A 24,665-nucleotide genomic window follows, 5' to 3' on the forward strand; every position below is an offset into this window, starting at 1 on the left:
CACCGGAGGGGCGGCTGGCTGGCCGCCCCTCCGCGTATGTTGCAGTCCATTCTTCTCCTCGCCTGTCCTGCCTGTGCTCGCCGTCACGATCCCCTTCCTCAACGAACTCGTCGCGCTCTTCGCCGCGAGCGTGGCGATCGCGTACCTCTGCTACCGGCTCAAGCTCGTCCCCATCGCGGGGTTCCTGATCGCGGGCGTGCTCATCGGGCCCCACGCGCTCGGGCTGGTGTCCGAGCAAGAGTTGGTGGACGTCCTCGCCGAAGTCGGCGTGATCCTGCTGCTGTTCACGATCGGCGTCGAGTTCAGCCTGACGAAGCTGGCGAAGCTGGGCAGCGCGATCTTCGTCGGCGGCGGGCTCCAGGTCGGGATCACGATCGCGCTCATCACGGCGGCGCTCGTGGCATTCGGCGGGACGTGGCAGAGCGGGGTGTACACGGGCTGCCTCGTCGCGCTGAGCAGCACGGCGATCGTGCTCGGACTCCTCGCCGAGCGGGCGGAGTCGGACACGCCGTCGGGCCAGCTCTCGCTCGCGCTCCTCATCTTCCAGGACCTCGCCATCGTCGTGATGGTGCTGCTCGTGCCGCTCCTCGCCGGGCAGGGCGGGACGACGGGCGAGTTCCTGTGGGTCCTCGCGAAAGCGGCCCTCCTCATCGCCGCCGTGCTCGTGCTCGCGCGCCGCGGCGTGCCGTGGCTCCTCGACAAGATCGCGCGGACGCGGCGGCAGGAGCTGTTCCTCCTCACCGTCGTCGCCGTGTGCTTCGGGACGGCGGCGGTGTCGAGCCTCGCCGGGGTCAGCCTCGCGCTCGGGGCGTTCCTCGCCGGGCTCGTCGTGAGCGAGAGCGAGTACAGCGAGCAGGCGCTCAGCGAAGTCCTTCCGCTGCGGACGATCTTCAACGCCGTGTTCTTCGTGTCGGTGGGGATGCTGCTCGACCTCTCGTTCTTCCTCTCAAACCTGGGCCTCGTCCTCGCCGTCGCCGCCGTCGTCGTCGTCGTCAAGCTCGTGACGGCGTCGGCGGGCGTGCTCGCCCTGGGCTACCCCGTGCGGATCGCGGCGGCGACGGGGCTGACGCTCGCGCAGATCGGGGAGTTCTCGTTCGTGCTGGAGCGGGCGGGCCGCGCGGCGGGCCTCTCCCCCGCCGGGCTCGGCGATACGGGCGAGCAGGTGTTCATCGCGTCGACGGTCCTGCTAATGCTGCTGACGCCGCTCCTCATCCAGACCGGCCCCCGTCTCGGCACCGCCCTCGCGCGGACGCCGCTCCGCCGCCTCGGGGCCTCCGTCGATCCCGTGGAGGAGGCCGCCGACGAGCCGGAGCTCGAAGACCACGTGATCGTCGTCGGCTACGGCCCGGCCGGCCGCCGCCTCGTCCAGGTGCTCCGCGACACAGGCATCCCGTTCGTCGTGCTCGAGATGAACCCGGAGTCGGTGAAGACGATGAACGACGCGGGCGTCCGCGCCATCTACGGCGACGCGACGCGGCAGCACATCCTCGAACTCGCGGGCGTCGAGACAGCCAAGCTCGCCGTCGTCGTCATCAACGATCCGGCGGCGTCGCCGCGCATCATCCAGCTCGCGCGCTTCCTCAACCCCACGCTCCAGATCGTCGCCCGGACGCGGTTCCTCGCCGACATTGAGCGGCTCCACGAGGTCGGCGCGGACATCGTCGTGCCCGAGGAGATGGAGACGACGGTGCGGATCTTCTCGCACGTCCTCGGATCGTACATGGTGCCGCCCGAGGAAATCGAGCGGAAGGCGCGCGCCCTCCGCGCCGAGGACTACGGCGTGCTGCGCGGGAGCATCCAGGAGGCGCACCTCATGGTGTTGCAGGGCCTCGACGAGGAGGGGATGCACACGCGCGCCGTCGCCGTGCGGGCGGGGGCACCCGCCGCGGGCGAGACGCTCGAAGCCCTCGCCCTGCGCCGCGACCACAGCATCACCGTGCTCGCCGTTCGCCGGGGCGATCAGACGATCGCGAGCCCCGCCGGCAACTTCCGCGTCGAGGCCGGCGACCGCCTCATCCTCGTCGGCCTCGCCGAGCACTTCGCCGCCTGCGCCGACCTCTTCCGCCCCCCCGTCGCCCGCCCCGCCGACGCCGAGACGTAATCCCCCATCCCGTGACTCTGCCCCGCTCCTCTTCCTCCACCATCGCCTCACGGAAGTATGAACTCTGACGAGTCCCGAGCGACCCCGTTCGCCCAGACGTACTTCCACGGAACGAAGGCTGACCTCCGGGTTGGGGATCTGATTGAGGTCGGCTTCGCGTCGAACTTCGGCCAGAGGAACAACGCAGGGTACATCTTCTTGACCGCGACCCTCGACGCCGCGATCTGGGGGGCCGAACTCGCTTTCGGAGATGGGCGCGAGAGGATCTACCTAGTGGAGGCGACCGGCCCCGTTGAGGACGACCCCGACCTGACGGACCGGAAGTTTCCCGGCAACCCCACGATGTCGTATCGGTCCACGCACTCGTTCAGGGTCATCGGAGAGGTCGGCGTGTGGCAGGGGCATCCGCCGGAGCAAGTCGAAGCGATGAAAGACGGCCTAAACAAGCTGAAAGAGCAAGGGGTCAAGTCGCTGAACGACGAGGCGTGATAGCTCCGGCGCGGCAGAACCTACCGCTGCAGGCTGACAGCACGTACGAGCGTCCTTGCCTCTTTCGAGCGGCGGTGTCTACACTGCCTCGTCCTACCGACCAGTCAGCGCGCTGCGGCTGAGCGGTCCATGCTCTGTTGAGAAGCTCGAATGGGTGTCATCCTGAGCAGAGGCCGCAGGCCGGAGTCGAAGAACCCGTAGGGACTCGTCCCGAAGGCTCGGCGAAGCCCATCTTTCCGGGGAAACCCGCAACGGACTGTTGAAACCGTGCCCGCAGAGATCCCTCGGCTCCACTCCGTTCCGCTCGGGATGACAAAGTGGAGAGCTTCTCAACAGAGCAAGCGGTCCACAGTTCGTCGCGCGGCGGCGTGGCCGTTGGCGTAGGGGCGAGGCATGCCTCGCCCCTACCTCGGCCGGTGCGCGCCGAAGGGCACGAGCCGTCGGGCGCCTCGACGTATTTTGCGCACCATCCGGTCCCTTCCATGCCCGACACGCCTCCTCCCCGCCCGCTCGACGACGACGCGCTCGACGCGGCGTTCGAGGCCGCCCGTTCCGGCGGGGGCGACGTCGGCCACGGCCCGCCGCCCGAGTCGCTCCCTCGTACCCTGCCCGAGGCGCGGCCGGTACAGCCCCCGCCCGATCCACCACCGATCAGCCCAGCCGTCCCGCCGTCCGGCTTCGAGGTGCTCGAAGAGGGGCCGCCGCCGAGCCTCGTCCGCCGCTTCCTCACGACGTGGCGCCACGCCATCGGGCTGATCTACGGTGCCGCGATCGCCGTCGCCCGCGACCGCGAGCAGTTCGACTTCGTCAAGGGGTTCCCGCTCTTCCTGATCCAGGTCGCCGCGTTCTTCCTCCGGCCGTTCGTGCGGAAGGACCTCCGCGCGCTCCCGCTCGAAGTCCAGCTCCGCCGCCGCCTCGAAATCCTCGGGCCGACGTACATCAAGCTCGGGCAGGTCCTCGCGCTCCGCACCGACATCTTCCCGCCGTTCATCACGGCGGAGCTCCAGCACCTCCTCGACCGCCTCCCCGTCGTCCCGTTCGCGCGCTACCGCGAGCTTGTCGCGGGGGGGCTCGGCCGCCCCATCGACACGATGTTCGCGTGGATCGACGAGCATCCGCTCGGCAGCGCGTCGATCGCGCAGATCCACCGGGCCCGGACCGTCGACGGCGACGACGTCATCATCAAAGTCGTCAAGCCGAACATCGGCGAGATCCTCAAACGGGACGCCCGGCTGCTCGGCTTCTTCGGCTCGTTCCTCCAGCTCTTCTTCGCGAAGTACCAGCCGAAGCGGGTGATCGACGAGTTCACCGAGTACACGCTTCGCGAGGTCGACCTCCGGCGCGAGGCCGACAACGCGCGGCAGTTCGCGCTCAACTTCGCCGACCTCCCCGGCATTCGCTTCCCCCGCATCTACCCCGCCTTCAGCAGCCGGTCCGTGATGACGATGGAACGGTTCGACGGGCTGCGGCCGGACAGCACGGCGGCGCAGCGGCTCCCGCTCGAAGACCGCGAGGCCGTGATCGACCTCGGCGCGGAGTCGATCATCCGGATGCTCTACCGCGACGGCTTTTTCCACGCCGACCTCCACCCCGGCAACCTCTTCATCCTGCGCGGCCCCCACGGCGAGCCGCAGCTCGGCTTCATCGACCTCGGGATGGTCGGCTACTTCGACGGCGAGCTGCGACGGACGCTGATGTACTACTACTACTCGCTCGTCACGGGCGACGCCGAGAACGCCGCGCGCTACCTCGCCTCCGTCGCCGAGCCCGGCCCCGGCGGAAACGTGGACGGCTTCCGCAAGGCCGTCGCCGAGGTGTGCCGCCGCTTCCAGCGCGCCGCGAACTTCAGCGACTACTCGCTCGGGCAGATGGTGATGGAGTCGGTCTCGCTCGGCGGCCGGTACCGCGTCTACTTCCCCGTCGAACTCGTGCTCATGGTGAAGGCGCTGGTCACGTTCGAGGCCGTCGGCCACGCGCTCATCCCCGACTTCGACGTAGCGAAGCTCTCGCAGCGGCACGCGAATAAGACGTTCGTCGAGAAGTTCAACCCGCTCGCCCTCGGGAAAGAGAGCCTGCGCGGACTGCCCGAGCTCGTGGACCTGATGGTGCACGCGCCGGTCTTGCTCTCCGACGCGATCCGGTTCGTCGAGCACCGCGTGAAGCGCCCGCCCCCGAACCCGCTCGACGGGGTGAAGAGCACCCTCCTCTCGGGGTTCTCCCTCCTGGGCGGATCGCTCGTCGCCGGACTCGGCGGGCCGTGGTGGCTGTGGGTCCCGCTCTTCGGCCTCGCCGTCGTGTTCGGGCTGGGGGCGCGGAGCCGGTGAAGCCCGCCCCGTCCTACGTCCGCGACCTCCCGCCGACCGTCGGCACAGGACCGCCCTTCGCCCCCGGCACGGCGACGTGGGAGCCCTACGACGCGCCGTTCCACCACGCCGTCACGGCGGCGTACGAGCCCGTCATCGACCATTACTTCCGCGCCCACGTTGTCGGGGCCGAGCACCTCCCGACCGAAGGACCGGCCCTCCTCGCGGCGAACCACAGCGGCAGTGGCTTCCCCCACGACGCGATGGTGCTCGACACGCTCCTCTGGCGGCGCGACGGCCGGCCCGGCCCCGAGCGGAAGCTCCGCACCCTCTTCGAGCGCGAGATCTCGCTCGCGTGGTGGACCCGCTTCCTCGGACTCGACGACTTCTGGCGGCGCTGCGGCGGCGTCGACACCACGGTCACGAACATGGACCGGCTGCTCGCGCGCGGCACCCGCGCCCTCTACTTCCCAGAGGGCGCCGACGGAATCGCGAAGGGATTCGATCAACGCTACCGACTCCAACCGTTTTCGCCCGCGTTCGTGAAGCTCGCGGCCCGGCACGATGCGCCCGTCGTCCCGGTCCACGTCGTCGGCGCGGAGTGGGCGGCACCGTTCGGGTACACGACGCGGCGCGCGAACCGCTTCGTGCAGCGGTGGCTCCACGTCCCGTTCTTCCCGTTCCCGGTGATCCTCCTCGGCCTCGTCCCGGTGTTGTGGTACTTCGCACTCCCGTGCAAGCTGCGGTACGTCGTCACCGAGCCCGTCGATGTGCGGAGCTGGCTGCGCGACGCCGGGGCGGCGGACCCGAGCCGCCCGACACGGTCCGAGGCCGAGGCCGTGGCCGAGCGGCTGCGCGAGCAGATGCAGGCGGAGCTCGACCGGCAGGTCGCCGTGCACGGCCGCGCGCCGTTCGACGTGCGGAGCCTCGGTCCCTCGCTCTGGCGGCAGCGCCGCCGCCTCTTACGGCTTCTCCCGACGGGCTGGCCTGGTCCGTTCCTCCGGCTCGAACGCGATCTGAAAGAAGGGGCTTCTTCACGCCGCCGGTTCCGCGATTGGGACCTGTTCGCGTGGTACGTCCCCGTGCTCGGTTGGCCGCTGCTCGCGCTCTTGCGCCGCCTGCGTCGCCCGCCGTGCGGGTTCCGTGGTCTCGCGCGCCGCGCGGCCCGGCTGCAACAGGGCGAGTTCCGGTGGTCGCTCAAAGACCTCCCGCTCCCGCCCCTCGAGGCGTCCCCTCCGCTCCCCATCTCTTCCGCTACACCATGACTCCGACCTCCTCCGCCGGCCCGATCCGCGTGGGCCTCCTCGGCTATGGCCTCGCCGGGTCGGCGTTCCACGCCCCCCTCATCGCCGCGACGCCGGGGATGGACCTCGCCGCCGTCGTCACCGGCAACGCCGAGCGCGCGCAGCAGGCCCGCGACCGCTACCCCGGCGCACTGATCGTCCCGTCGGCCGAACGACTCTGGGAGCGGGCCGACGATCTCGACCTCGTCGTGCTCGCGACGCCGAACCGGACGCACGTCCCGCTCACGCTCGCCGCTTTCGATGCCGGGCTCGGTGTCGTCGTCGACAAGCCACTTACGCCGACGGTCGACGACGGCCGCCACCTCATCGCCGAAGCCGAGCGGCGAAACCTCTTGCTCACCGTCTTCCACAATCGGCGGTGGGATGGCGACTTCCTCACGCTGCAACGGCTGCTGCGCGAGGGTGCGCTCGGCGACGTGCAGCGGTTCGAGTCGCGGTTCGAGAAGTGGCGGCCGGTCCCGAAGCCGGGGTGGAGGCAGCAGGCCGCGCCGGAGGAGGCGGGCGGCCTGCTCTTCGACCTCGGCGCGCACCTCATCGACCAGGCGCTCGTGCTCTTCGGCCCGGTCCGCGACGTCTACGCCGAGCTCGACGCCCGCCGCGGCGACGTGGACGACGACGTGTTCGTCGCGCTCACGCACACATCCGGCGTCCGCTCGCACCTCTGGATGAGCGCCGTCGCCGCCGACCTCGGCCCCCGGATGCGCGCGCTCGGCAGCCGCGCGGCGTACACGAAATACGACCTCGACGTGCAGGAGGACCGGCTGCGCGCGGGTGCCACACCCGACGAGCCCGGCTTCAGCGACGAGCCGGAGGAGCAGTGGGGGTACATCCGCAGCGGCGACGAGGCCGAGTCCGTCGCCACCGAACCCGGCGACTACCTCGCGTTCTACGCCGGCGTCCGCGACGCGCTGCGCACCGGCTCGCCGCTGCCCGTCGATCCCGAAGACGCCGTCCGGGGGCTCGCCGTCATCGAAGCGGCACGGCGGTCGAGCGAGACGCGGAGCGTCGTGACCCTGTGACCCTCACCGAATCCGCGTCACCGTCCGCGTGACCCCGAACGTCTCGCCGACGGCGCGGACGAAGTAGACCCCGGCGGCGAGGCCTTGCCCATCCCACCGGAGGTCGAGTGCGCCCGTGGGCGACGACACCACGGTCCCGTCGAACAGCTGCGCCACCCGCCGGCCCAGCGTGTCGTAGACGTCCACCCGCACGTCCTGCGCATCCGCCACGATCACCTCGACCGTAGCCACGTCCGCGAAGGGGTTGGGGTACACGGCGAGGGCGAACGCCCCGTCGAGGACCGAGACGACGAGCGGCTGGCTCACGACCTCGGTGCCGTCGGCTCGCGTGAGACGGAGGCGGAAGGCGTACACGCCCTGCTCCAACCCCGGCACGCGCACGGTGTACGCCGCCGACCCCGACGGGTCGAGCGGGGCGATCGCCACATCGACGGGCTCGAAGCGGCCATCCGCCCCTTCTTGCTCCAGCACGGCCGTGACGAACTCGCTGTCGAGACCGAGGCGGAACGTCAGCACCACGTCACCCTCCGTTACGCGGGCGGTGAAGCTGCTGAGCCCGCCCTCGAGCAGCGCCCGGCAGTCGGGGCCGAGCGGCCACCCGATGTCGCGGAAGATGGCGCACGTGAACGGGCCCGGACTGAAGATGGCCTCGGCGCGCGCGAGGAACGGCGTCATCAGCGAGTTTGCGTCGCCCGCCGGCGACACCGCTTCGTCGAGGTGGGAGAAGCTGGAGCCGGGCTCGAAGTTCGACGGGGCGAAGAGGTCGATGGGAACGGCCGCGTTCGACGGAGTGGCGCTCGGCCCGTCGAAGAAGACGGCATCGCTGCGGAGCACGGTGCCGAGGGCGAGCGACGGGTTCGGATACACGTTGGTGTCGAGGAGCGATACGCCGGTGGCGTCCTCCGCGAAGCGATCGAAGATGAGGGGCCGCAGCGCATCGGACCCGAACCCCCAGCACCCCTCCCCCACACTGACCTCGCCGAGCAACGCGGGGCAGGCGCCGTCCTCCCCGTCCGTCACCACGGAGAACGAGCCGAAGAACCCGAGCCCGTGCCCGAGCTCGTGCAGCACGACGGTAGCGAAGTCGTACCTCCCGCGCGGGGTGCTGCCATCTGTCCCGAAGTACCAGTCGACGTCGCTGTTAAACGTCGCCGTGATGTCGACGCCGGGGCAGACCTCGGCGCCGAGCGGGTTGAGGTCTTCACCGAGGATGGCTTCGGCGAGCGCCACGGCGTACCACGTATTCGGGACCGGAAGCTCGGGCCCTGCCTCGACACACGCGGGGCCCGTCGCGGCCAGCGTCTGCGCTTCGAGCGACGAGAAAACGGCGCGCACGCGGATCGGGATGGGCGATTCGATGTGGGTCGCCCAGATGCCGGCGGCGAAGGCAAACGCCGCCTCCGCCGCGGGCGGGAAGCCGGAGAGGTCGAGGTCGAACTGCGCCCGAGCCGTCCCACGTAGCGCGCTCGCGGCGGGCGGCGCGACGAAGGTGAATGCGTCGTAATCGGCGGCGTAGAGCGTGTCGGCCGGCGGCGCGATGCGCTGAGCCAGCGCCGCATTCCCCAGCGTGAGGGCCAGCCATACGAGGAGGAATCGGGGCATCGGGGACTTCGTGTCGTGCAGCGGCTCGATGGGACTCGACGCGCTCAGAGCCGACCGAGCGCGGCCTTCGCGCGCTGCTGGAGCGCCTTGTTGTACTCGTACGGCTGCTCGTTGGCGAGGGCGCGCTCGTAGGCCGACCGTGCCGCCGCCGTGTTGCCCATCGCTTCGTGGACTTCGCCGGTGTAAAACAGGGACCACGGCCCCCACTTCGCGAGGTCGTCGCCGGGGCGGTTGATGGCGAACTCGTAGTGGCGGAGCGCTTCGTCCCACTCCTTCAGCACCTGATAGGCCCGGCCGCTGCGGTACGCCGCCTCGGCCCGCTCGATGGGCGGCGCCTGCTGATCGCCGAGGACGGGCTGCACGGCCTTCACCGCTTCGCGGTAGCGCCCGCCGTCGAAGGCGTTGCGGCCGAGGAGGAGCGCCCGCTCCCGAGGCGTGAGCGGGGCCTCGATCCGCTCCTTCGCCTCCCGCAGCGCGGCGGCATCGCTGTCGTAGTCCTCGCGCGTGCGGACACGCTCGTAGGCCCGAATCGCGCCGGCTCGATCGCCCGTCATGTCGAGCGAAAGTCCGACGTGGAGGTACGCCTGCGCGAGCAGGGCTTGGCCCGGGAACGTCTTCACGTAGCGCTGGAAGTAGCGCGCCGCTTCGGCGAACTCGTTCTGCCGGAAGAGGGCTTCACCGAGGAAGTAGTCGACGTAGGGCATCGTGAACGTCCCCGGCGTCTGGAGCTGCCGCGCGGCGTTGCGCAGCGCCGTCTCCGCGCCCGTCGCGTCGCGCTGCGTGAGGAGCGCGAAGCCGTGGATGTAGCTCACGAGCGGGCTCGTCGGATGCCGCCGCCGCATCGCCACGACGTACTCCATCCCGCCCTTCTTCGAGTCGTTGACGAGGAGGTCGGTGAGGGCGAAGATCATCGAGGCCTCGTCGCGGTAATACGCGCTCCGGGCGGCCGACGCCTCCATCTCGGCCAGCCCCTCCTGCACCGTCCCGCCGAACCCCATCAGCTTCAGCATCCAGCGGAAGTTCTTCGGCACGAGCCCGACCGCCGTGTGGCACAGCCCCATCCCCCACGACGACTCGAAGAAGGCGGGGTGCTCCGTCACGTTCTTCTCGAAGTGGTTGTACGCCTGCCGGAGCGCGAACGCGGCGCGGGCATACTCCGTCTTCTTCGCGTGGATCACGGCGCGGTGCAGCTCGGTCTCGGCGCGGAAATGCGTCCGCCACGGCGACTCCGGCATCGATTCCAGAGTGGCGAGCAGGGCATCGCTCCGCTCGAAAAACCGGTCGTAGAGCGCATCCTGCTCCAGGATCATCGCCCGCCACAACGCCACTTTCGAGAGGTGGAGGAGCGCCGCCGGCCGCCCCGAGGGCTGCGCGCCGAGCCGCTCGAACGTCGCCTCCGCCGCGTCGAGTTGGAAAGCGATCATCTGCGTCCGGCCGCGGTCGAGGAGGGCCACCGCTTCGGGCTCGCGCACGAGCATCGGCCCCGGATCGGTGGCGGCGAAGGCCGCAGGCAGGGCCAGCCAGAAGGCGAAGAGAGCGAGCAGGCGGAGCCGCATCGGAGAGGGAAAAGAATGGAGGTGCGCGGAGAGGGGTAACGTATCGGCGCGTGAGATCGCGCTTTCAATCGAACACGTTCACTTCAATAATCGGGCGACGCTCGGTGGGGCGTTCCCGTTCAGGCTTCGGCCGTGACGCGGATGTGATCGGGCGCGGGGTCGAGGTTGGGCGGGCCGAGCTGGCCTTCGGACGCGGCGATCATCGTCGCCACCGTCGCGTCGCCCGTGATGTTCGTCACGGTGCGGAGCATGTCGAGGATGCGGTCCACGCCGAGGATGAGGGCTATGCCGGCGACGGGGACCTCGACGGACTGGAGGATGATCACGAGCATGATGATGCCCGCGCCCGGCACCGCCGCCGTCCCGATCGACGCGAGCACGGCCGTGAGGACGATCGTGAGCTGGGCGGCGAGCGGGAGGTCGAGCCCGATAGCCTGGGCGATGAACACGGCAGCGACGGCCTGGTAGAGCGCCGTCCCGTCCATGTTGATCGTCGCCCCGAGCGGGAGCACGAACGACGAGATCTCCTCGCTCACGCCGAGCTTCTCCTCGCACCGTTCCATCGTTACCGGCAGCGTCGCCCCGCTCGACGAGGTCGAGAACGCGACGAGTTGGGCCGGGCCGATCCCACGATAGAACGTCCCGAGCGACATCGGGGTGAAAGACTTCAGGAGCAACGCATACGTCACGAGCATGTGGATCGCGAGCCCGAGCACGACGGCGAGGCAGTAGTAGCCGAGCGCGCCGACGAGCTCGACGATCCGGTTGATGTCGTCGCCCGCTACCTGCGTGATCGTCCCGGCGAGGAGCGCGAACACGCCGATCGGCGCCATCAGCATGATGACGTCGACGAGCCGAATGATGAGGTCGTTGAGCCCCTCGACCACGTCGAGCACCGGCTTGGCCTTCTCGCGCGGGATCTGGATCAGCCCGATGCCGATGAAGAGGGCGACGAACACGACCTGGAGCATATTCCCGTTGTCGGAGAACGCCGCGAAGACGTTGCCCGGCACGATGTCGACGAGGAACTGGAGCGGGCCGCGGGACTGCGCCGCCGCCGCCGCCGCCTCGCGCGAGGCGAGGTCGCCGGAGTACGCCGCGCCGAGCTCGGCCTGGAGCGCGTCGGGAATCGCAGCGCCAGGCTGGAGGAGGTTCACGATCACGAGCCCGATCGTCACCGCGACGGCCGTCGTGCCGAGGTAGATCAGGATCGTCTTCCCGCCGATGCGCGAGAGCTTGCGGAGGTCGCTCAGCGACGCGACGCCGAGGACAAGCGAGGCGAGAACGAGCGGGACGGCGATGAGCTTGAGCGCGTTGAGGAAGATCGTCCCGAACGGCGCGATCCAATCGCTCGTGAACTGCCCCCACCCGTTCGCCGCCGCGATCACGCCGTAGATCAGGCCGAGGACGAGGCCGAGGATGATCTGCCAGTGGAGCTGTTTGTACCAGGGCATGCGCGCGGAGGTTAGGGAGGAAGGCCGCGAGAAAGTACGCACAGCGGACAGAGAGCAGAGGGCAGAATGCAACGGGCAGACGACGGTGGACCGTGGACAGGGGACAGAAGACAACGGACACCTTCACCACGGGCACCCGTAGGGGCAGACCCCTGTGTCTGCCCGGCCGAGGAATGGTCCCCCGTTCTCCCACGGCGTCCGTAGGGGCGAGGCGTGCCTCGCCCGTGGCGAGCGCAGGCACAACGACGGGCGGCTTACCGCAGGGCGATGAACGCGGCCGGGAGCAACGCCCCGGTGAGCGTGCAAGCGAGGTTCACCCTGTCGTTCGTGAGCCAGCGCCAACCCCGAACGAGGGCGTTCGAGTCCGATCGCTCCGTGAGCTGTCCGCTCGCGTCGCGGTAGAGCGCCTGCGCCGTCGCCCCGAGCAAACTGTCGACGAGCGCCGCTGCCATCCCGCCACCGACGATGACGAGCGCCGCCGCCGCCACCCCGACGCCGTCGAGCCGGACGCCGCCGACGGGCAGCACGCTCAGAAACACGACCGTGGCGCCAGCGAGCGCGCCGAGCGTACCCGCGAGCGACACGCCGCCCGACGTGCCCGGCGGGACGCGCCGCCCACTCCAGATCAACCGCGTCGGCCCCTGCGCGAGCGTGCCGATCTCCGTTCCCCACGTGTCGGCCGCGGCGGCGGCGAACGCCCCGACGTAGCCCCAATAGAGCGCGTCGACGGGGACGAACACGTACGCGATGAGGAGCGCCCACGCGACGCCGCCGTTCGCGTACACCTGTCCCGCGTCGCGTCGGCTGCCCTTCTCCGCGAGCTTCTCCGCCTGCGCCTTCCGTCGCCGCCCGAGCTTCGAGAGCAGGCTCGACAGCACGAAGAACGTGACGCCCGGCACGGCCCACGCCGGCCCGAGCACGACGACGGAGAACGCGAGACCCGCCGTCGCGAGTGCCCCGGATCGATCGAGGAAGCCCACGGCGTAGGCCGCTCCGCTGAACGCGACGGCGACAACGACGGCAGCGACCAGCAGCCCCGCCGCTTCGGGCTCCCCGTGCAGCATCGTCAGCGGGACCACGGCCGCGACGACGATGAAGAAGTTGTCCCACCCCCGGCTCGCGAGCGCCTCGGCCCCGGTCGTGAGTGACGCGACGACGAACGCCGCCGCCAGGCTCCCGGCGACCGTCAGCCCGTGCCCGCCGAGTACGGCGAGGGCACCCATCGTCACGGCGAAGGCGGAGAGGAAAAACGCGAGCGACCCCGCCACCGACTTCTCGTTCGATCCGACGACGAACCGGCCGGGCCGCCGCAGCCCCATCCCCACGGCCGACGCGAGCGGGTCGGAGAGCGCGAGGATGAGGAACGCCGTCTGCAAGATGTATACGCGGCCGGCGTCGAGCGTCCAGCACGTCACGAGCGCGAAGAGGAGCGCGAGCGGGAACGTGACCGTCCCCCAGCTCCGCCGCTGAATGCCGTGCATCCCCGGAAACACGCGCCGCGGGATCGCCCACAGGTTGACGACAACGAACAGGCCCGCCAGCACGTACACCCCCGTCGGCTGAGAGAACCACAGCGGGCAGAGCGCGACGAGCACACCCGTCGCGGCGTGGACGAAGCGCCGCGACGCCTCGGGCGGCAACCCCGCCCTCGCCCGGAGCGCCTCGCCCATCGCCACCGCCACCAGCAACCCGGAGCCGAACAGGGCGAACGCGAGGGAATCGGACATGGAGTGCAGAATGACTTGGAGTTGTACCCTCCACACCGCCCGGCGATGAATCACCGGGCTTACGGCAGAAGCCCCTCTGGGGCTGTCCTGTGCACCGCTGTAGAGGGCGCTTCAGCGTCCTTACGCTCGTGAGCCCGGCGGTTCACCGTCGGGCGGGGCCGGCGGTTCACCGTCGGGCGGGGCCGGCCCAAAGAACGAGGGTGCCGGTAGCAGGAAACTACCGGCACCCTCCCGTATCGCGCATCGAAAAGTACGCTACCGCAGCACGTTCAGCAGCAGCGAGAACCGGAGCGTGTTGGCGAGCGGCGACTCGTCCTCGAGGGGATAGATGTACGAGAAGTCCACGCCGATGAGGTTGTACCGGATGCCCGCGCCGAAGGTGAGGAACTTCCGGTTGCCGTTGTACGGGTCCTCGTAGAAGAAGCCCGTGCGGAAGGCGAACAGGTCGTTGTACCAGTACTCCATCCCGGTCCCGATCGTGATCTGCCGGAGCACGCCGACCTCCTCGAACGTCGTCGGGTCGTCGGGGTCCACGGGGTCCTGGCCGCTCGCGACGCGGATGCTCTTCCACGACGAGAAGATGGCCTCGGCGAACGACTTCGCACCCGTGCTGTCGAAGTCCACGAGCGTCTTGTTGAAGTCGACGGCGAAGTTCAGCTTGTTGAACTCGTCGAGCTGCGCGCTGACGGCGCCGCCGAAGCGGAGGTTCGTCGGGATCGGGTCGTTGCGGCCGCTGTCGCCGACCGTGTAACCGATGGCGGGGCCCATGTTGGCGAGGTTGAACCCGAGCTTCGTCGTGAGCGGGACGCTGCCGAGCTCGACGGGCTTGAAGGTGTAGAGCGCGCCGAGGTCGACACCGACCGACACGCCCGCCTTCGTCTGCGTCTCCCCGACCGACCGGCCGCCGGAGAGGTTCGAATAGATCAGCCGAACGCCGGTCCCGAGCGCGAGCCCGCGCGTCACCTGCCGTCCGTACGAGGCGCCGGTGGCGAGTTCGTAGGAGCGGAAAGTCCCGAGGTTCACGTTGTTCTCGTCGCGGTACTCCTGCTCGCCGAGGTTGAGGAAGGTGATGTGGGCCCCGAACGTCCCGATCCCTTCGAGCTGGTACTTGCCCGTGAGGTGCTCGTAGAAGAGGTCCGACGTGATGGCGGGGAGCCACTGCGCGTGCGTCAGTGACACCTCGGCCCCCTCCTGCGCGGCGAGGCCGGCGGGGTTCCAGAAGATGGCGCTCGCGTTATCGGCGAGGGCGACGCCCGCGTTGCCCATCCCAGCCGCCCGGCTGTCGGGCTCGATCTGGAGGAACGGCACGGCCGTCGTATACACGATCTGCTGCGCCAGCGCGCTCCCGGCCCCGAGAATCGGGGTCAGCAGGAGGGCGAGGAGGACGCGGCGCGCAGCGCCGGCGAGGAGAGGGGTAAGCATAAGGTCGAGTTCGGACTATGAAGGAAAGACGTCTCAGGTACGGGGCGTCGGTATGCGGGCTATCGGATCACGGCGAGGCGTTCGATGCGTTCGGAGACCTGCTTCTCGCCGTCGGGCCGCTCCACCTCCACGCGCACCTTGTAGAGGTAGATCCCCGTGGCGAGGGTGTCGAAGTCTTCGTCCCGCCCGTCCCACGGGATCTGGACGGCGGAGCCGGTCAGCACGCCTCCCAACAGGGTCTCCTCCGCGTCGAGGGTGCGGACGGGCCGGCCGGAAAGGGTGTAGATGCGGAGCTGCACGCGGGCGACGGTGCCCGGCGGCTGGTTATGCTCGAAGAGGAACCGCGTCGGCCCATTCGTCGGGTTGGGATAGTTGTAGACGTTGCGGAGGACGAGCTCGCCGTCGGGCTCCACGTAGTAGTCGAGGGTGGCGCTGGCCGAGTTGTTCGCCACGTCCCACGCCCGGAGCGTGAGGGTGTGCGGGCCCGGCGTCTGCTCCGGCAGCTCGAATTCGACCGTGCCGCGCCGGAAGGAGTCGAGGTCGCCACGGTAGAAACGGCCGACGTCGATGGACTGTTGCTCGGCGCCGTCGACGGTCAGCAACAATTCGTGGCCGACGCCCGCGCCGACGGTGTTGATCCCGTTCTCGTCGAAGAGCCGGGCGATGAGCACGGGCGTGGTGCCGACGAGGCCGCCGGGCACGAACGTCGTATCGTTCATGAAGAGGTTGACGCGCGGCCCCTCGCTGTCCTGCACCGGGTTTCCGGCGGTGCCTCCGATGAGGAACTGCTCGGTGAAGCCGAAGCCGTCCTCGCTGCCGGAGTCGGTGACGTAGGCCGAGACGCGGCCCCGATCGTTCGAGTACGAGATGTCGCGCGGGACGACGAACCGCGCCGTCCACGCGCCGTCGCGGACCGTGGCGCGGCCCCGGTAGATGAGGTCGCTGCGGACCTGGTAGCGGCCGTCGGTGTAGCTGATGGCCTCTTCGGGAATCAGCACCGTCCGCTCGGCATCGAACACGGCCACCTCGACCTCGCCGTTATAGCCCGTGTCGCGGAGCCCGTCGAAGCCGAGGACTTCTCCGGTGATCTCGGCCTGCTCCAGCGCCCGCAGCTCGGGAAGCATCCGCATGGCCGCCGTCGCGCCCGGCCGAACGTTGCGGGCGAATGTCGCCGGAGCGTCGCCCACGGCCGCCAGCGCGTCGCCTTTCCCGCCCTGCTGTTGCGCCGCGCTCGCGAGCCGATTCGCTCCGTCGCCCCGACCGACCTCTTCGCCGTTGATCGACGTGATGGCGACGGGGCGCTCCGGCAGTTGGATCCGCATCCCCGGGTCGCCGAGGTAGCTGAACTTGCGGTTGTTGCTCTGGAGCCCCTCGCTCGTGTTCTTCGTCAGGCGGTAGACGTCGCCGAGCCGGAGCGGCCGGCCGTCCTCGCCGCGCGCGAGGAGGAACTTGGCGAGCGCGACGTTGAGCCCGAGGTTGACGGACGTGGGGTTCGCGCTCGTGTAGACGAGTCGCGTCGTCGTGAAGACGCCCGCCGCGCCGCCGCCGGCGTTGAGGAGGAACAGTTCCGCCCCGCTCTGCTCGTCGACGACATCGTAGCGGCCGAACGAACACGTCGCGGTGATGACGATCGGCAGCCGGTCGGTGTTGTCGAGCAGCATGATGTCCTCCTTCACGAGCAGCTTTTCGTCGGCGAGGGCGCTGGAGCCGCCGTGGCCGCTGTAGTTCCAGACGAGCGTGCCCTCGTTGAACGAGCGGATGATATCCCGCTGCGCCTCGGGGTAGCGCGCGCCGAGGGCCGTCTGCACGCGGGGGTACGTCATCGCGTAGATCTTCTGCACGTTCATCGCGGGGTAGTTCGTCTTCACCGTGTCGGAAACGAGGTCCGCGTTCTGGAGGTGGAGATCGAGATCGCCCGCGTTCGGAAACTGGTCGTCGGCGACGAAGGTGTAGCGCGTGCGCCACTCGCCGCGCGTCGCCGCGCTCTCGTAACGCTTGATCTTCCGCACCATGTCGGCGGCCTCACTGGGCAGCCGGACGGGCAGCCGCCCGATGCCGATATCGACGCGCTCGCGATTCGCCGTGCTGACGCTATAATTCCAAACGCCTTCGTCGTCGTCGAGCAGCCCGAAGTAGTCGTCGCTCGTGTACGACTCGATGCGGTTGAAGGAGTTGTCCGTCTGGTAGACCGGGACCCAGTTGTTCTGATCGCCGTTGGGCCGGATGCCACGGAAGTCATAGTGGCCGTCGCCGAAGAGGAGGGCATAGCGGAGCGCGGGGTCGGTGCTCGGCCCCCGGTCATAGAGGAAGCGGAGGTAATCGCGCACGGCCCGCATGTCTACGAGCCCGCCGGAGAACTCGTTGTAGATCTGCTGCACGTCGACGACGAGCGGTTGCAAGCCGCCCTCCGCGCGATATGCCGCAAGCTCGTCGGCTGCCTCGCGGAACGGGGCGGCGACGACGATCACGTAGTCGGGGAAACCGCCGACGGCGTGGAGGTTCTGGTTCGGAACAGCTTCGCCGGCGGCGGGCCGACGGATCGCCGGACTCGCCGTCGTGAACGCCACGAGCTCACGGGGTTGATCGGCTTCGGCCACGTCGATCTGCACGCGGTACGTCCCGTCGGCCGCGCGGACACCGAGGCGGCGGATCGCCTGCGGATCGGTCACGTCCCACACCTGCGGCTCGGCGGCGAAGCCGGAGAGCACGAACTCGAAGAGGCCCGCTTCGCCGCCCGGCGTCGCGAACCGGAGGTAATCGTCGGCGGCGCGGAGGGTTTGGGGGTAGAACGCCTCGACGTAGTCGATCCAGCCCTGCCCGCTGCTGCCGCCACCGGAGAGCGTCATCTCCATCCGGAGCGCGGCGCCCGCCGCGACGGTCTGGTCGAACACGTCCACGCGGTCGCGGGCGAGGATGTTGACCGCTCTCAACGAGAACGGTCCGAACGTCTCCCCGCCGCTGCGCAGCGCGAGGCTGACCGTAGCGTTCGACCGCGTCGCGAGGCGCGCGCGGTACTGAACCGTGCCCGCCGCGATCCCCGGCGGCAGCGTGTCGAGCACGACGACGGTCGGGCGCGACGACACGACCTCCGCCCCCATCCAGTCCAGTCCGGAGCCGCCGCCGTCGCGGTCGATCATCCCGTCCGGCAGGTCCTCTTCGCGGAAGGTGCGACCCGTGACTTCGGTGCGTACCGATGGCCCGGGCTGATCGGCAAAGCCGGGGTTGCCGACCCGCTGCGCCGACGGCGCATCGACCCGGATGAAGTACACGTTGCGCCTCGAAAACACGTTGATATAGTGCCGCCAACCGGGATCGCCACTGTCCGCTGCGGCCGAGTCCCACGTCCAACCCTGCGCCGCGGCGCCGTAGAAATAGACGGCGTCGCCCTCGTTGAATACCCCATCGCCGCCGCCAACGGCAAAGGAGGCGTTCTCGGCGAGGTCGGCGACGCGGGGTGCGCTGTTGAGCGCGGGGAGCGGAGCACCGCCGTTTCCGAAGACCACGACCCGGTCCGGATCAATCGCGTCCGGCGACAGCCCGAGGCTGGAGATGAACGCCCGGTCGATCCGGTACATCCCCTCCTTCGTGACGGGTACACGGAACCACGTCCCCGCCGCCAGCACGCTCTGCCCCACCGCGAGGTGCGGGTTATCGGAGCCGCCGGCGCGGCTCGCTGCGTTGCCCGCCAAGCGGCGAGCGGGCGCAGCGGCGTCGAACCGAACGGAGGCGACGATGCGGCGGTAGCGACGCACCGTCTGCCGCTCGGCGTCGTACTGGAGCATCCGCGCCACGAACGTCCCCGTCGGCTGACGCCGCTCCATGCCGAGGTGCGCCACCTCAGCGGCGGGCCCGGCGAAAGCCACCTCTGCATCGGCGGGCGGTGCATAGGGCACCTCGTCGTAGTCCGACGCCAGAATCTCAACGCGGGGGGAGGCAAGGGACGGCAGGGCTACGGACTCCGAGAGCGTCCCGTCCCCACGCACGGCGCGGAGCGCGAAGCTGTACGGGTCGTTGCCCGTCCTCGCTGCTTCAGCGAGCGGCGTCGGCCACGTCGCCGTGGCTTCGAACACGACGCCGGCGTCGGTGCGTTCGAGCACGCGGAGGGTCGGGGCCGTCGAGCCCGACCGGACGGCCTGTGCCTGTGCGGGGACGACGCCCGCGAACCAACTGACACAGAACGTAGCGATCCAGAATCGGAGCGTCATCGAGTGTTGCCTTTGCTAAAGTGAAACAGGGTGCGGGGCCCGTCGCCAGGTGGCGAGGAAGGGGATCGTCAGCAGAACAGAGCCGGGATCACCGACCCGCTGGAAGTAGCACCTGATTCGATAGGCAAACGTTGACGTCGAGGAAACCCGAAAGGGCTTTAGGATTGGCCTTCTGTGCGAGCTTGCAAATATAGTCCCATCCCGAGCCCCAGACAAGGGCACGCCCGCGTCCCCATCGCTCCCCCGAGCCGCCCGTTCCGGCGTCGGGATCGGAGCCGGGAAGCGTGCGGGGCCGCACCCGAGAACGAGTGCGGCCCCGCAACGGGACGACAACACGGGGCGCTCGGCGACGGCTACCCGTTGATGTTGCGGTGAATCGCCTGCCGGGTCAGCCCGATCCGCTCGCCGAGCTGGGAGCGGTTGTCGATGCCGGGGATGCCGACGAAGCCGTTGACGAGGCTCGTAAGGTATTCCTGTCGCAGCTTCGTGATCGGCACCGGCCCGAGGATCTTGGCGATGTCGAGGTCTTCGAGCTCGGTCTGGCAGGCGTGCATGTCGCGCTCCAAGTCCTCCCGAATCGAGTTCCAGACGGGCACCTTCGAGAAGACCACGCGGGCCTGCTCGTAGTACTCGAGGGCGAGGCCGTAGAACTGGAAGTCCCGGTGGTACACCCCGGCGAGCGCGTGCAGCACGAGGCCCTGCTCGCCGACGAGCTTGTTCCGGCAGGCCAGCTCGTACGCCTTCTGGAGGTCTTCCTCCCCCTCGGCCCGGCGTCCGGTGCGGATGAGCACGACGCCCTTGCCGAGCAGCGCCTTCGGGATGTACTCGACATAGCCGTTGCGCCGGCTCAGGTTGTACACCCGGTTGTAGGTCTCGATGGCTTCTTCGGAATCGTTCGCCTCCGCCTGCGCGTCGGCGCCCTGCAGGAGGGCCGCGATCTCCCACGAGCGAACGCCGAGCCGCCGAGCCTCCTCACGGACCCGGTCGAAGTACTGCTCGGCCGCGACGTCGGAGTGGAGCCGGTGCCGCATCAGCCAACCGAGCCGGTAGTCCAGCACGACGGTTTGGTACGCGTCGTGGGGCTCGATGAAGGCGAGTTCGGTCTTAACGCGCTCGATGGGGGCGTCGCGCAGACAGCGCACCGCCTGGAGTTGGACGTGCGTTCGCCCGACTGCGTCGAGGCCGCCTTCCTTTAGCAGTTCGTTGAATTCGAGGAACGCGTCATAGACCCGCGCTTCCTCGATTGAGCGGAGGGCGTGGTTCCATCGGTCCAGGTGGGCTTTCGAGAGGACGCCAGCGAGGTGCTCGCCAGCCAACTCGATGTGCTCGCGCTCGTGCGCGGGGACCATGGGGATTGAGGGCATATCAGTGGGCTCGCTTGGGGATGGTCAACAAGCAGCCTCAGACGTGCGGCGAGTGCGCGCTCGGGGGCGCGCCACGTAGGAGGGTGTACCCAGATAATCGGACTCCGCCCTCCCCCTCTTAAGCCGCGCGGTGGAAATTGCCCACTCCGCACAGCCCGTCTCCTACCCTCGATTACGCCCCGTCTCCGCCGAACCCCTCGGCGCGGGCTGCGTCGTTCAGCGCGTTGAGCCGCTGCACCATATCTGCCAACCGCTGGCTCGCTTCTTCGATGTCCTGGATCGGCTTGGCCACGTCCGGGTCGAGGTCGAGCGCACGCGCGAGTTCCAGCAGCAGTTGCGCGTTCCCGGAGATGACGGCGAGCGGGTTGTTGATGTCGTGGGTGACGCGGGTGAGCGCCACCTGAAGCTCGACGCGAGGTCCGGCATCACCGTCTTTCTTGATCGGGCGAAGGCCGTCCGAACGCCCATCCAAATGCGGAAGCAATTCGTTCATTGAGCAGGGCAGGTGGTGGGGACGGACGTTTCGCTCCGAGCGGCCAAGCGAGTGAGCCGATGCGTCCGCATGTGGTGGAGAACGAATGTAAGCGGTTACAACTTTCTCGTTTGCAAAATTTCGATGCCATCCCCGGAAGTCGCCAGGCGACCGCACCGAAGCAACTGCATACGTCAAGTTCGGCGCGAGCTACCCGCCGACCCGCAACGACACGGAGTGGAGTCTGCCGCTATCGAGGATGGGTGAGCCCCTTTCTGAATCACAGCGTCCACGGCATTCCTGCCGCGAGCGCGAACCCGTTACCGAACTACTCCCCGTGCTGTAGAAGCGGGAGATTTCGAACGCCCCGACGCGGTCGCGATGTCCGAACCGGTCGAGGGCCCGTGCGTGGGTGCCGATCGTCAAAGGCTGTGCCACCTCCCCGACGACAGGTACCGTCCCGCAATTACACGAAGCAGGAAGTAATGTACCCCTAACTTACAGCAACGTCGGGGCCTCGTCCACCGTGCGGAACCCCCGTTCGCCGTGCTCGATCCGCGCCGTCGCCGTTTCCGTGTCGTGCTCGAAGAAGACGGTCCATCCCTCGCGCGCCGCCTGAGCGAGGATCGGCTCCTTCTCGGCCAGGGTATCGAGCGGGGCCACGTCGTACGCCATCACCCAGAGCAAGGGGACGTGGGCCGCGGTGGGAAGCAGGTCGGCCGCGTAGAGCAGCGTGCGATCAGAGCCAACGATTTTGAGGAGCTGCTGCCCCCGCGTGTGCCCGTTGACGACGAGCGCTTCGACGCCCGGCAGCACCTCACCCGGCCCGTCGACGAGTTGGAGTTGGCCCGACGCTTCGAGCGGGTCGAGGTTCTCGCTTAGGAACGAGGCCCCTTCGCGCGGGCTCGTGTGCGCCCACTCCCAGTGAGACCGCTGAACGTGGAACCGCGCGTTCGGAAACGCAACGCGGAGTTGGCCGTCGCCGTCGCGCACCGTCGAGCCACCGCAGTGATCGAAGTGGAGGTGCGTGAGGACGACGTCGGTCACCTCGTCCGCGCCGAAGCCTGCCGCCCGCAGCGAACGGTGCAGTTCGGACGATTCCACGTCGACGGCGTAGATGTCGGAGAACTTAGCGTCGTACTTGTCGCCGAGCCCGTTGTCGATCAGGACGAGCCGGCCGTCGCCTTCGAGCAGGAGGCACCGCATGGCGAGGGGGATCCGGTTCCGCCCGTCGGGCGCGATGCGGCGCTCCCACAGCGGTTTTGGGATGATCCCGAACATCGCCCCGCCGTCGAGGCCGAGACGGCCGGCGTGGATCTCGTGGAGGGTATACGGACCGATCTTCATGCGGGCACTAGATTGGGCGACGGAACGGAGGGCGAGGGACGACGGACTACTCGTGCTCCTCGTTTTTGAAATGCCCGTTCGACTGCACCTTCCGGCGGCGCTCGCGGGCCTCGCGGACTTCGGGGATGATCTGCTCGAGGTACGTGGAGAGGTAGCGCAGCCGCTCCTCTTCGGTCGATAGCTCCAGCACTTCTTGCTTGCGGACGAGGTCGAGCCCTGCGTTCTGCGCGACCACGTACGAGATCCGCTTCGGGCCTTCGTAGATCGCCGGCCGGATCGTCTCGCCGGCCAGCTCCAGCAACTTCATGTGGAGGGTGATCACCCGCTCCCGCTCGGTCCGGTCCACGAGCCCTTCCATCGGCTCATAGGGTGCGACCTGAGCGGTGAGGTAGAGCCGTTCCTGCATCACCTCTTCGATGCGGAAGCGCTCCACGCCCGTCGCCACGATGTCCATCCGGCCGTCCTCGTAGCGCTCGAGCACGCGCTCGATCCGCGCCGTGCAGCCGACCCGCGCCAGCTCGTCGTCGTCCTGCATCCAGACGATGCCGAAGGGGCCGTCGGTCTCGAGGCAGTAGCGCATCATCTCGCGGTAGCGCTCTTCGAAGATGTGGAGGGGGAGCGACTCGCCGGGGTACAATACGAGGCCGAGCGGGAAGAGGGGTAACGGTTCGGACGACGGGATGGGCATAGCTCTCAGCAACGATGGAAGTCGGGCCCGCAAGAACGCTCGGGCCGCGCCGAAGTGCCGCGCAACCCCTTCGACGTTCGCGTTCGGAACGACGCGGTCGGCACGTGCAAACACGGAGCGGCGGCGCCTGGCGTCGCGCATCACAGAAAGTACGCGAGCCCGCACCGATCTTCCACCGCCGCGCCCACAAGGCCACCGCGCTGTCTCGGTGCGGCGGCTATCTTTACGCTCCACGCCCTCTCCTCCCCTGCCCGTATGCCCCGGCTCTCGGCCCTCTTGCTCCTCGCCCTCCTCTCCACCCCGGCGAGCGCGCAGTCCGTCGGAGCGAGCCCGTTCGCATTCGGCTCGGCGGACAACCCGACCGAAGTGATCACCCGGACGGCGCGAGGTACCGCGCTCCGCGTCGACGCGTTCGGCGGCCCGTCGTACATCGGCGTGCGGTGGCGCACCGGGTTCGGGATCGACGCCGACGCTGCGTCGGGGCCGCTTTCCCTCGGCCTGAGCGGGCGGCTTCGCATCGGCGACAGCGGACTCTACGACGACGACGTCGACGAGACGTACGACCTCCTCCGCGTCCTCCGCTACGCCCGGTTCGAACCGGCGACGGGCGTCCCGGTCTATGCCCGCGTCGGCCCGATTGCGAACACCACGCTGGGGACCGGCCACCTCGTCCACTCCTTCCAGACCACGACGGCGTGGGACGAGCGGACCGTCGGGGCCGAGGTCGGCGTCCAACTCCCGGCGGTCCGCCTCGTCGGGTTCGCGGACGACGTCCGGCTCGGTGGCGTCGTCGGGGGGCGGGCTACCGTCGCGCCGTTCGGCGGGTCCCTCCGCCCTCGGCTTCGCTCGCTCGAGGTCGGCGCGACGGCGGTGACCGACCTCGGCCTCCCCGCCGAACTCGCGACGACGGCCCTCAGCCTCGATGCCCGGTTCGACTACCTCCGCGTCGGCGACTTCGCCCTCTCCCCGTTCGTCAGCTACGCCCGGTTCCTGGAGTACGGCGATAGCTTCGGCGCGGGCGCCGAGTTCGCCAGCACCGAGTTGATCGGGCTCGGGCGCGTCCGCGCCACGCTCGGCGTCTTCCGCAGCGGGTCAGAGTTCGTGCCGGGCTATTTCAACGCGTTCTATTCCGTCAGCAACCCGGAAGCGCGGATCTGGAACGCCGACGCCTTCTACCGCGACGTGGCCGACGAGACCGTAGGGACGCCGCTCGCCGAGGCGCAGGGCGGCACCTCCGTGTACTTTGGGCTCCGCGCCCTCGTCTTCCGGGCGTTCGAGCTCGCCACGTACGTCCGCCGCGATTACAGCGACGACCCGCTGAGCGAGGCCGGGCTCCGACTCGTCGTCTCCCCCAATGGCGGAGACCCGCTCCGACTCGTCTTCGACGTGCAGCGGCAGGGTCGGACTTCGTTCGGGTCCCTCTTCGGCGACTTCCGCGACCAGAACACCCTCACCTTCCACCTCGACTACGCCGTCACCGGACCCGCGTGGATCTTCATCCGTTCGCGCTACGGCTTCACCCGCGTCGCAGACGGCCCCGACGGCACGGAGCGATACCTCGTCGAGCGCCGCTTCGAGCCCTTCGTCGGCGTTCGGCTGCTCCTGCAATAGC

The 24,665-nt window shown here is 69.2% G+C and carries 16 protein-coding genes; 6 read left to right on the top strand and 10 right to left on the bottom strand.

Annotated features, from left to right (window positions below; genetic code table 11):
• The first annotated feature begins 73 nt into the window (after positions 1–73).
• From ABJF88_03370 to ABJF88_03390, 5 genes are all read left to right on the top strand, one after another.
• Positions 74–2,101: a cation:proton antiporter gene (locus tag ABJF88_03370; GenBank protein ID MEP0545945.1), complete on the top strand. Its 2,028-nt coding sequence runs from the start codon at positions 74–76 to the stop codon at positions 2,099–2,101.
• A gap of 57 nt (positions 2,102–2,158) precedes the next feature.
• Positions 2,159–2,590, top strand: coding sequence for an NAD(+)--rifampin ADP-ribosyltransferase (gene arr, locus ABJF88_03375; protein MEP0545946.1), 432 nt, complete (start codon positions 2,159–2,161; stop codon positions 2,588–2,590).
• 482 nt (positions 2,591–3,072) lie between these two features.
• Positions 3,073–4,914 (top strand): AarF/UbiB family protein, encoded by a 1,842-nt coding sequence (locus tag ABJF88_03380; GenBank protein ID MEP0545947.1) that lies wholly within the window; start codon positions 3,073–3,075, stop codon positions 4,912–4,914.
• On the top strand, positions 4,911–6,158 hold the full coding sequence (locus ABJF88_03385; GenBank protein MEP0545948.1) for a 1-acyl-sn-glycerol-3-phosphate acyltransferase: 1,248 nt from the start codon (positions 4,911–4,913) through the stop codon (positions 6,156–6,158). Before ABJF88_03380 ends, ABJF88_03385 begins: the two co-directional genes overlap by 4 nt.
• Complete coding sequence (locus ABJF88_03390; protein MEP0545949.1) at positions 6,155–7,216, top strand: Gfo/Idh/MocA family oxidoreductase; 1,062 nt, start codon at positions 6,155–6,157, stop codon at positions 7,214–7,216. Before ABJF88_03385 ends, ABJF88_03390 begins: the two co-directional genes overlap by 4 nt.
• Before the next feature lie 3 nt (positions 7,217–7,219).
• Here the strand turns inward: ABJF88_03390 and ABJF88_03395 are convergent, their stop codons facing one another.
• The 10 genes from ABJF88_03395 to ABJF88_03440 form a co-directional block, all read right to left on the bottom strand.
• The gene (locus tag ABJF88_03395) at positions 7,220–8,818 is read right to left on the bottom strand and encodes a T9SS type A sorting domain-containing protein (protein MEP0545950.1); all 1,599 of its coding nucleotides are present in this window, start codon (positions 8,816–8,818) and stop codon (positions 7,220–7,222) included.
• Positions 8,819–8,862: 44 nt separating this feature from the next.
• Positions 8,863–10,374, bottom strand: a complete 1,512-nt coding sequence (locus ABJF88_03400; protein MEP0545951.1) for a tetratricopeptide repeat protein — start codon at positions 10,372–10,374, stop codon at positions 8,863–8,865.
• Positions 10,375–10,493: 119 nt separating this feature from the next.
• The gene (locus ABJF88_03405) at positions 10,494–11,828 is read right to left on the bottom strand and encodes a dicarboxylate/amino acid:cation symporter (protein ID MEP0545952.1); all 1,335 of its coding nucleotides are present in this window, start codon (positions 11,826–11,828) and stop codon (positions 10,494–10,496) included.
• Positions 11,829–12,082: 254 nt separating this feature from the next.
• Positions 12,083–13,555 carry a DUF92 domain-containing protein gene (locus ABJF88_03410; GenBank protein MEP0545953.1) on the bottom strand — a complete coding sequence of 491 codons (1,473 nt, stop codon included), beginning with the start codon at positions 13,553–13,555 and terminating at the stop codon, positions 12,083–12,085.
• Between the two features lie 255 nt (positions 13,556–13,810).
• Positions 13,811–14,977: a type IX secretion system outer membrane channel protein PorV gene (gene porV, locus ABJF88_03415; GenBank protein ID MEP0545954.1), complete on the bottom strand. Its 1,167-nt coding sequence runs from the start codon at positions 14,975–14,977 to the stop codon at positions 13,811–13,813.
• A gap of 59 nt (positions 14,978–15,036) precedes the next feature.
• On the bottom strand, positions 15,037–19,182 hold the full coding sequence (gene porU / locus ABJF88_03420; protein MEP0545955.1) for a type IX secretion system sortase PorU: 4,146 nt from the start codon (positions 19,180–19,182) through the stop codon (positions 15,037–15,039).
• Positions 19,183–19,535: 353 nt separating this feature from the next.
• A complete protein-coding gene (locus tag ABJF88_03425) occupies positions 19,536–20,546 on the bottom strand; it encodes a hypothetical protein (protein ID MEP0545956.1) in 1,011 nt (336 codons plus the stop codon).
• Positions 20,547–20,718: 172 nt separating this feature from the next.
• The gene (locus ABJF88_03430) at positions 20,719–21,039 is read right to left on the bottom strand and encodes a histidine kinase dimerization/phospho-acceptor domain-containing protein (protein MEP0545957.1); all 321 of its coding nucleotides are present in this window, start codon (positions 21,037–21,039) and stop codon (positions 20,719–20,721) included.
• 477 nt (positions 21,040–21,516) lie between these two features.
• On the bottom strand, positions 21,517–22,365 hold the full coding sequence (locus ABJF88_03435) for an MBL fold metallo-hydrolase (GenBank protein ID MEP0545958.1): 849 nt from the start codon (positions 22,363–22,365) through the stop codon (positions 21,517–21,519).
• Between the two features lie 46 nt (positions 22,366–22,411).
• On the bottom strand, positions 22,412–23,053 hold the full coding sequence (locus ABJF88_03440; protein ID MEP0545959.1) for an LON peptidase substrate-binding domain-containing protein: 642 nt from the start codon (positions 23,051–23,053) through the stop codon (positions 22,412–22,414).
• Between the two features lie 255 nt (positions 23,054–23,308).
• Here ABJF88_03440 and ABJF88_03445 point away from each other — a divergent pair, with 255 nt between their 5' ends.
• A complete protein-coding gene (locus ABJF88_03445; GenBank protein MEP0545960.1) occupies positions 23,309–24,664 on the top strand; it encodes a hypothetical protein in 1,356 nt (451 codons plus the stop codon).
• Position 24,665: the final 1 nt, after the last annotated feature.

The organism is Rhodothermales bacterium (assembly GCA_039944855.1).
In the GTDB taxonomy this organism is placed as follows: domain Bacteria; phylum Bacteroidota; class Rhodothermia; order Rhodothermales; family JANQRZ01; genus JBBSMX01.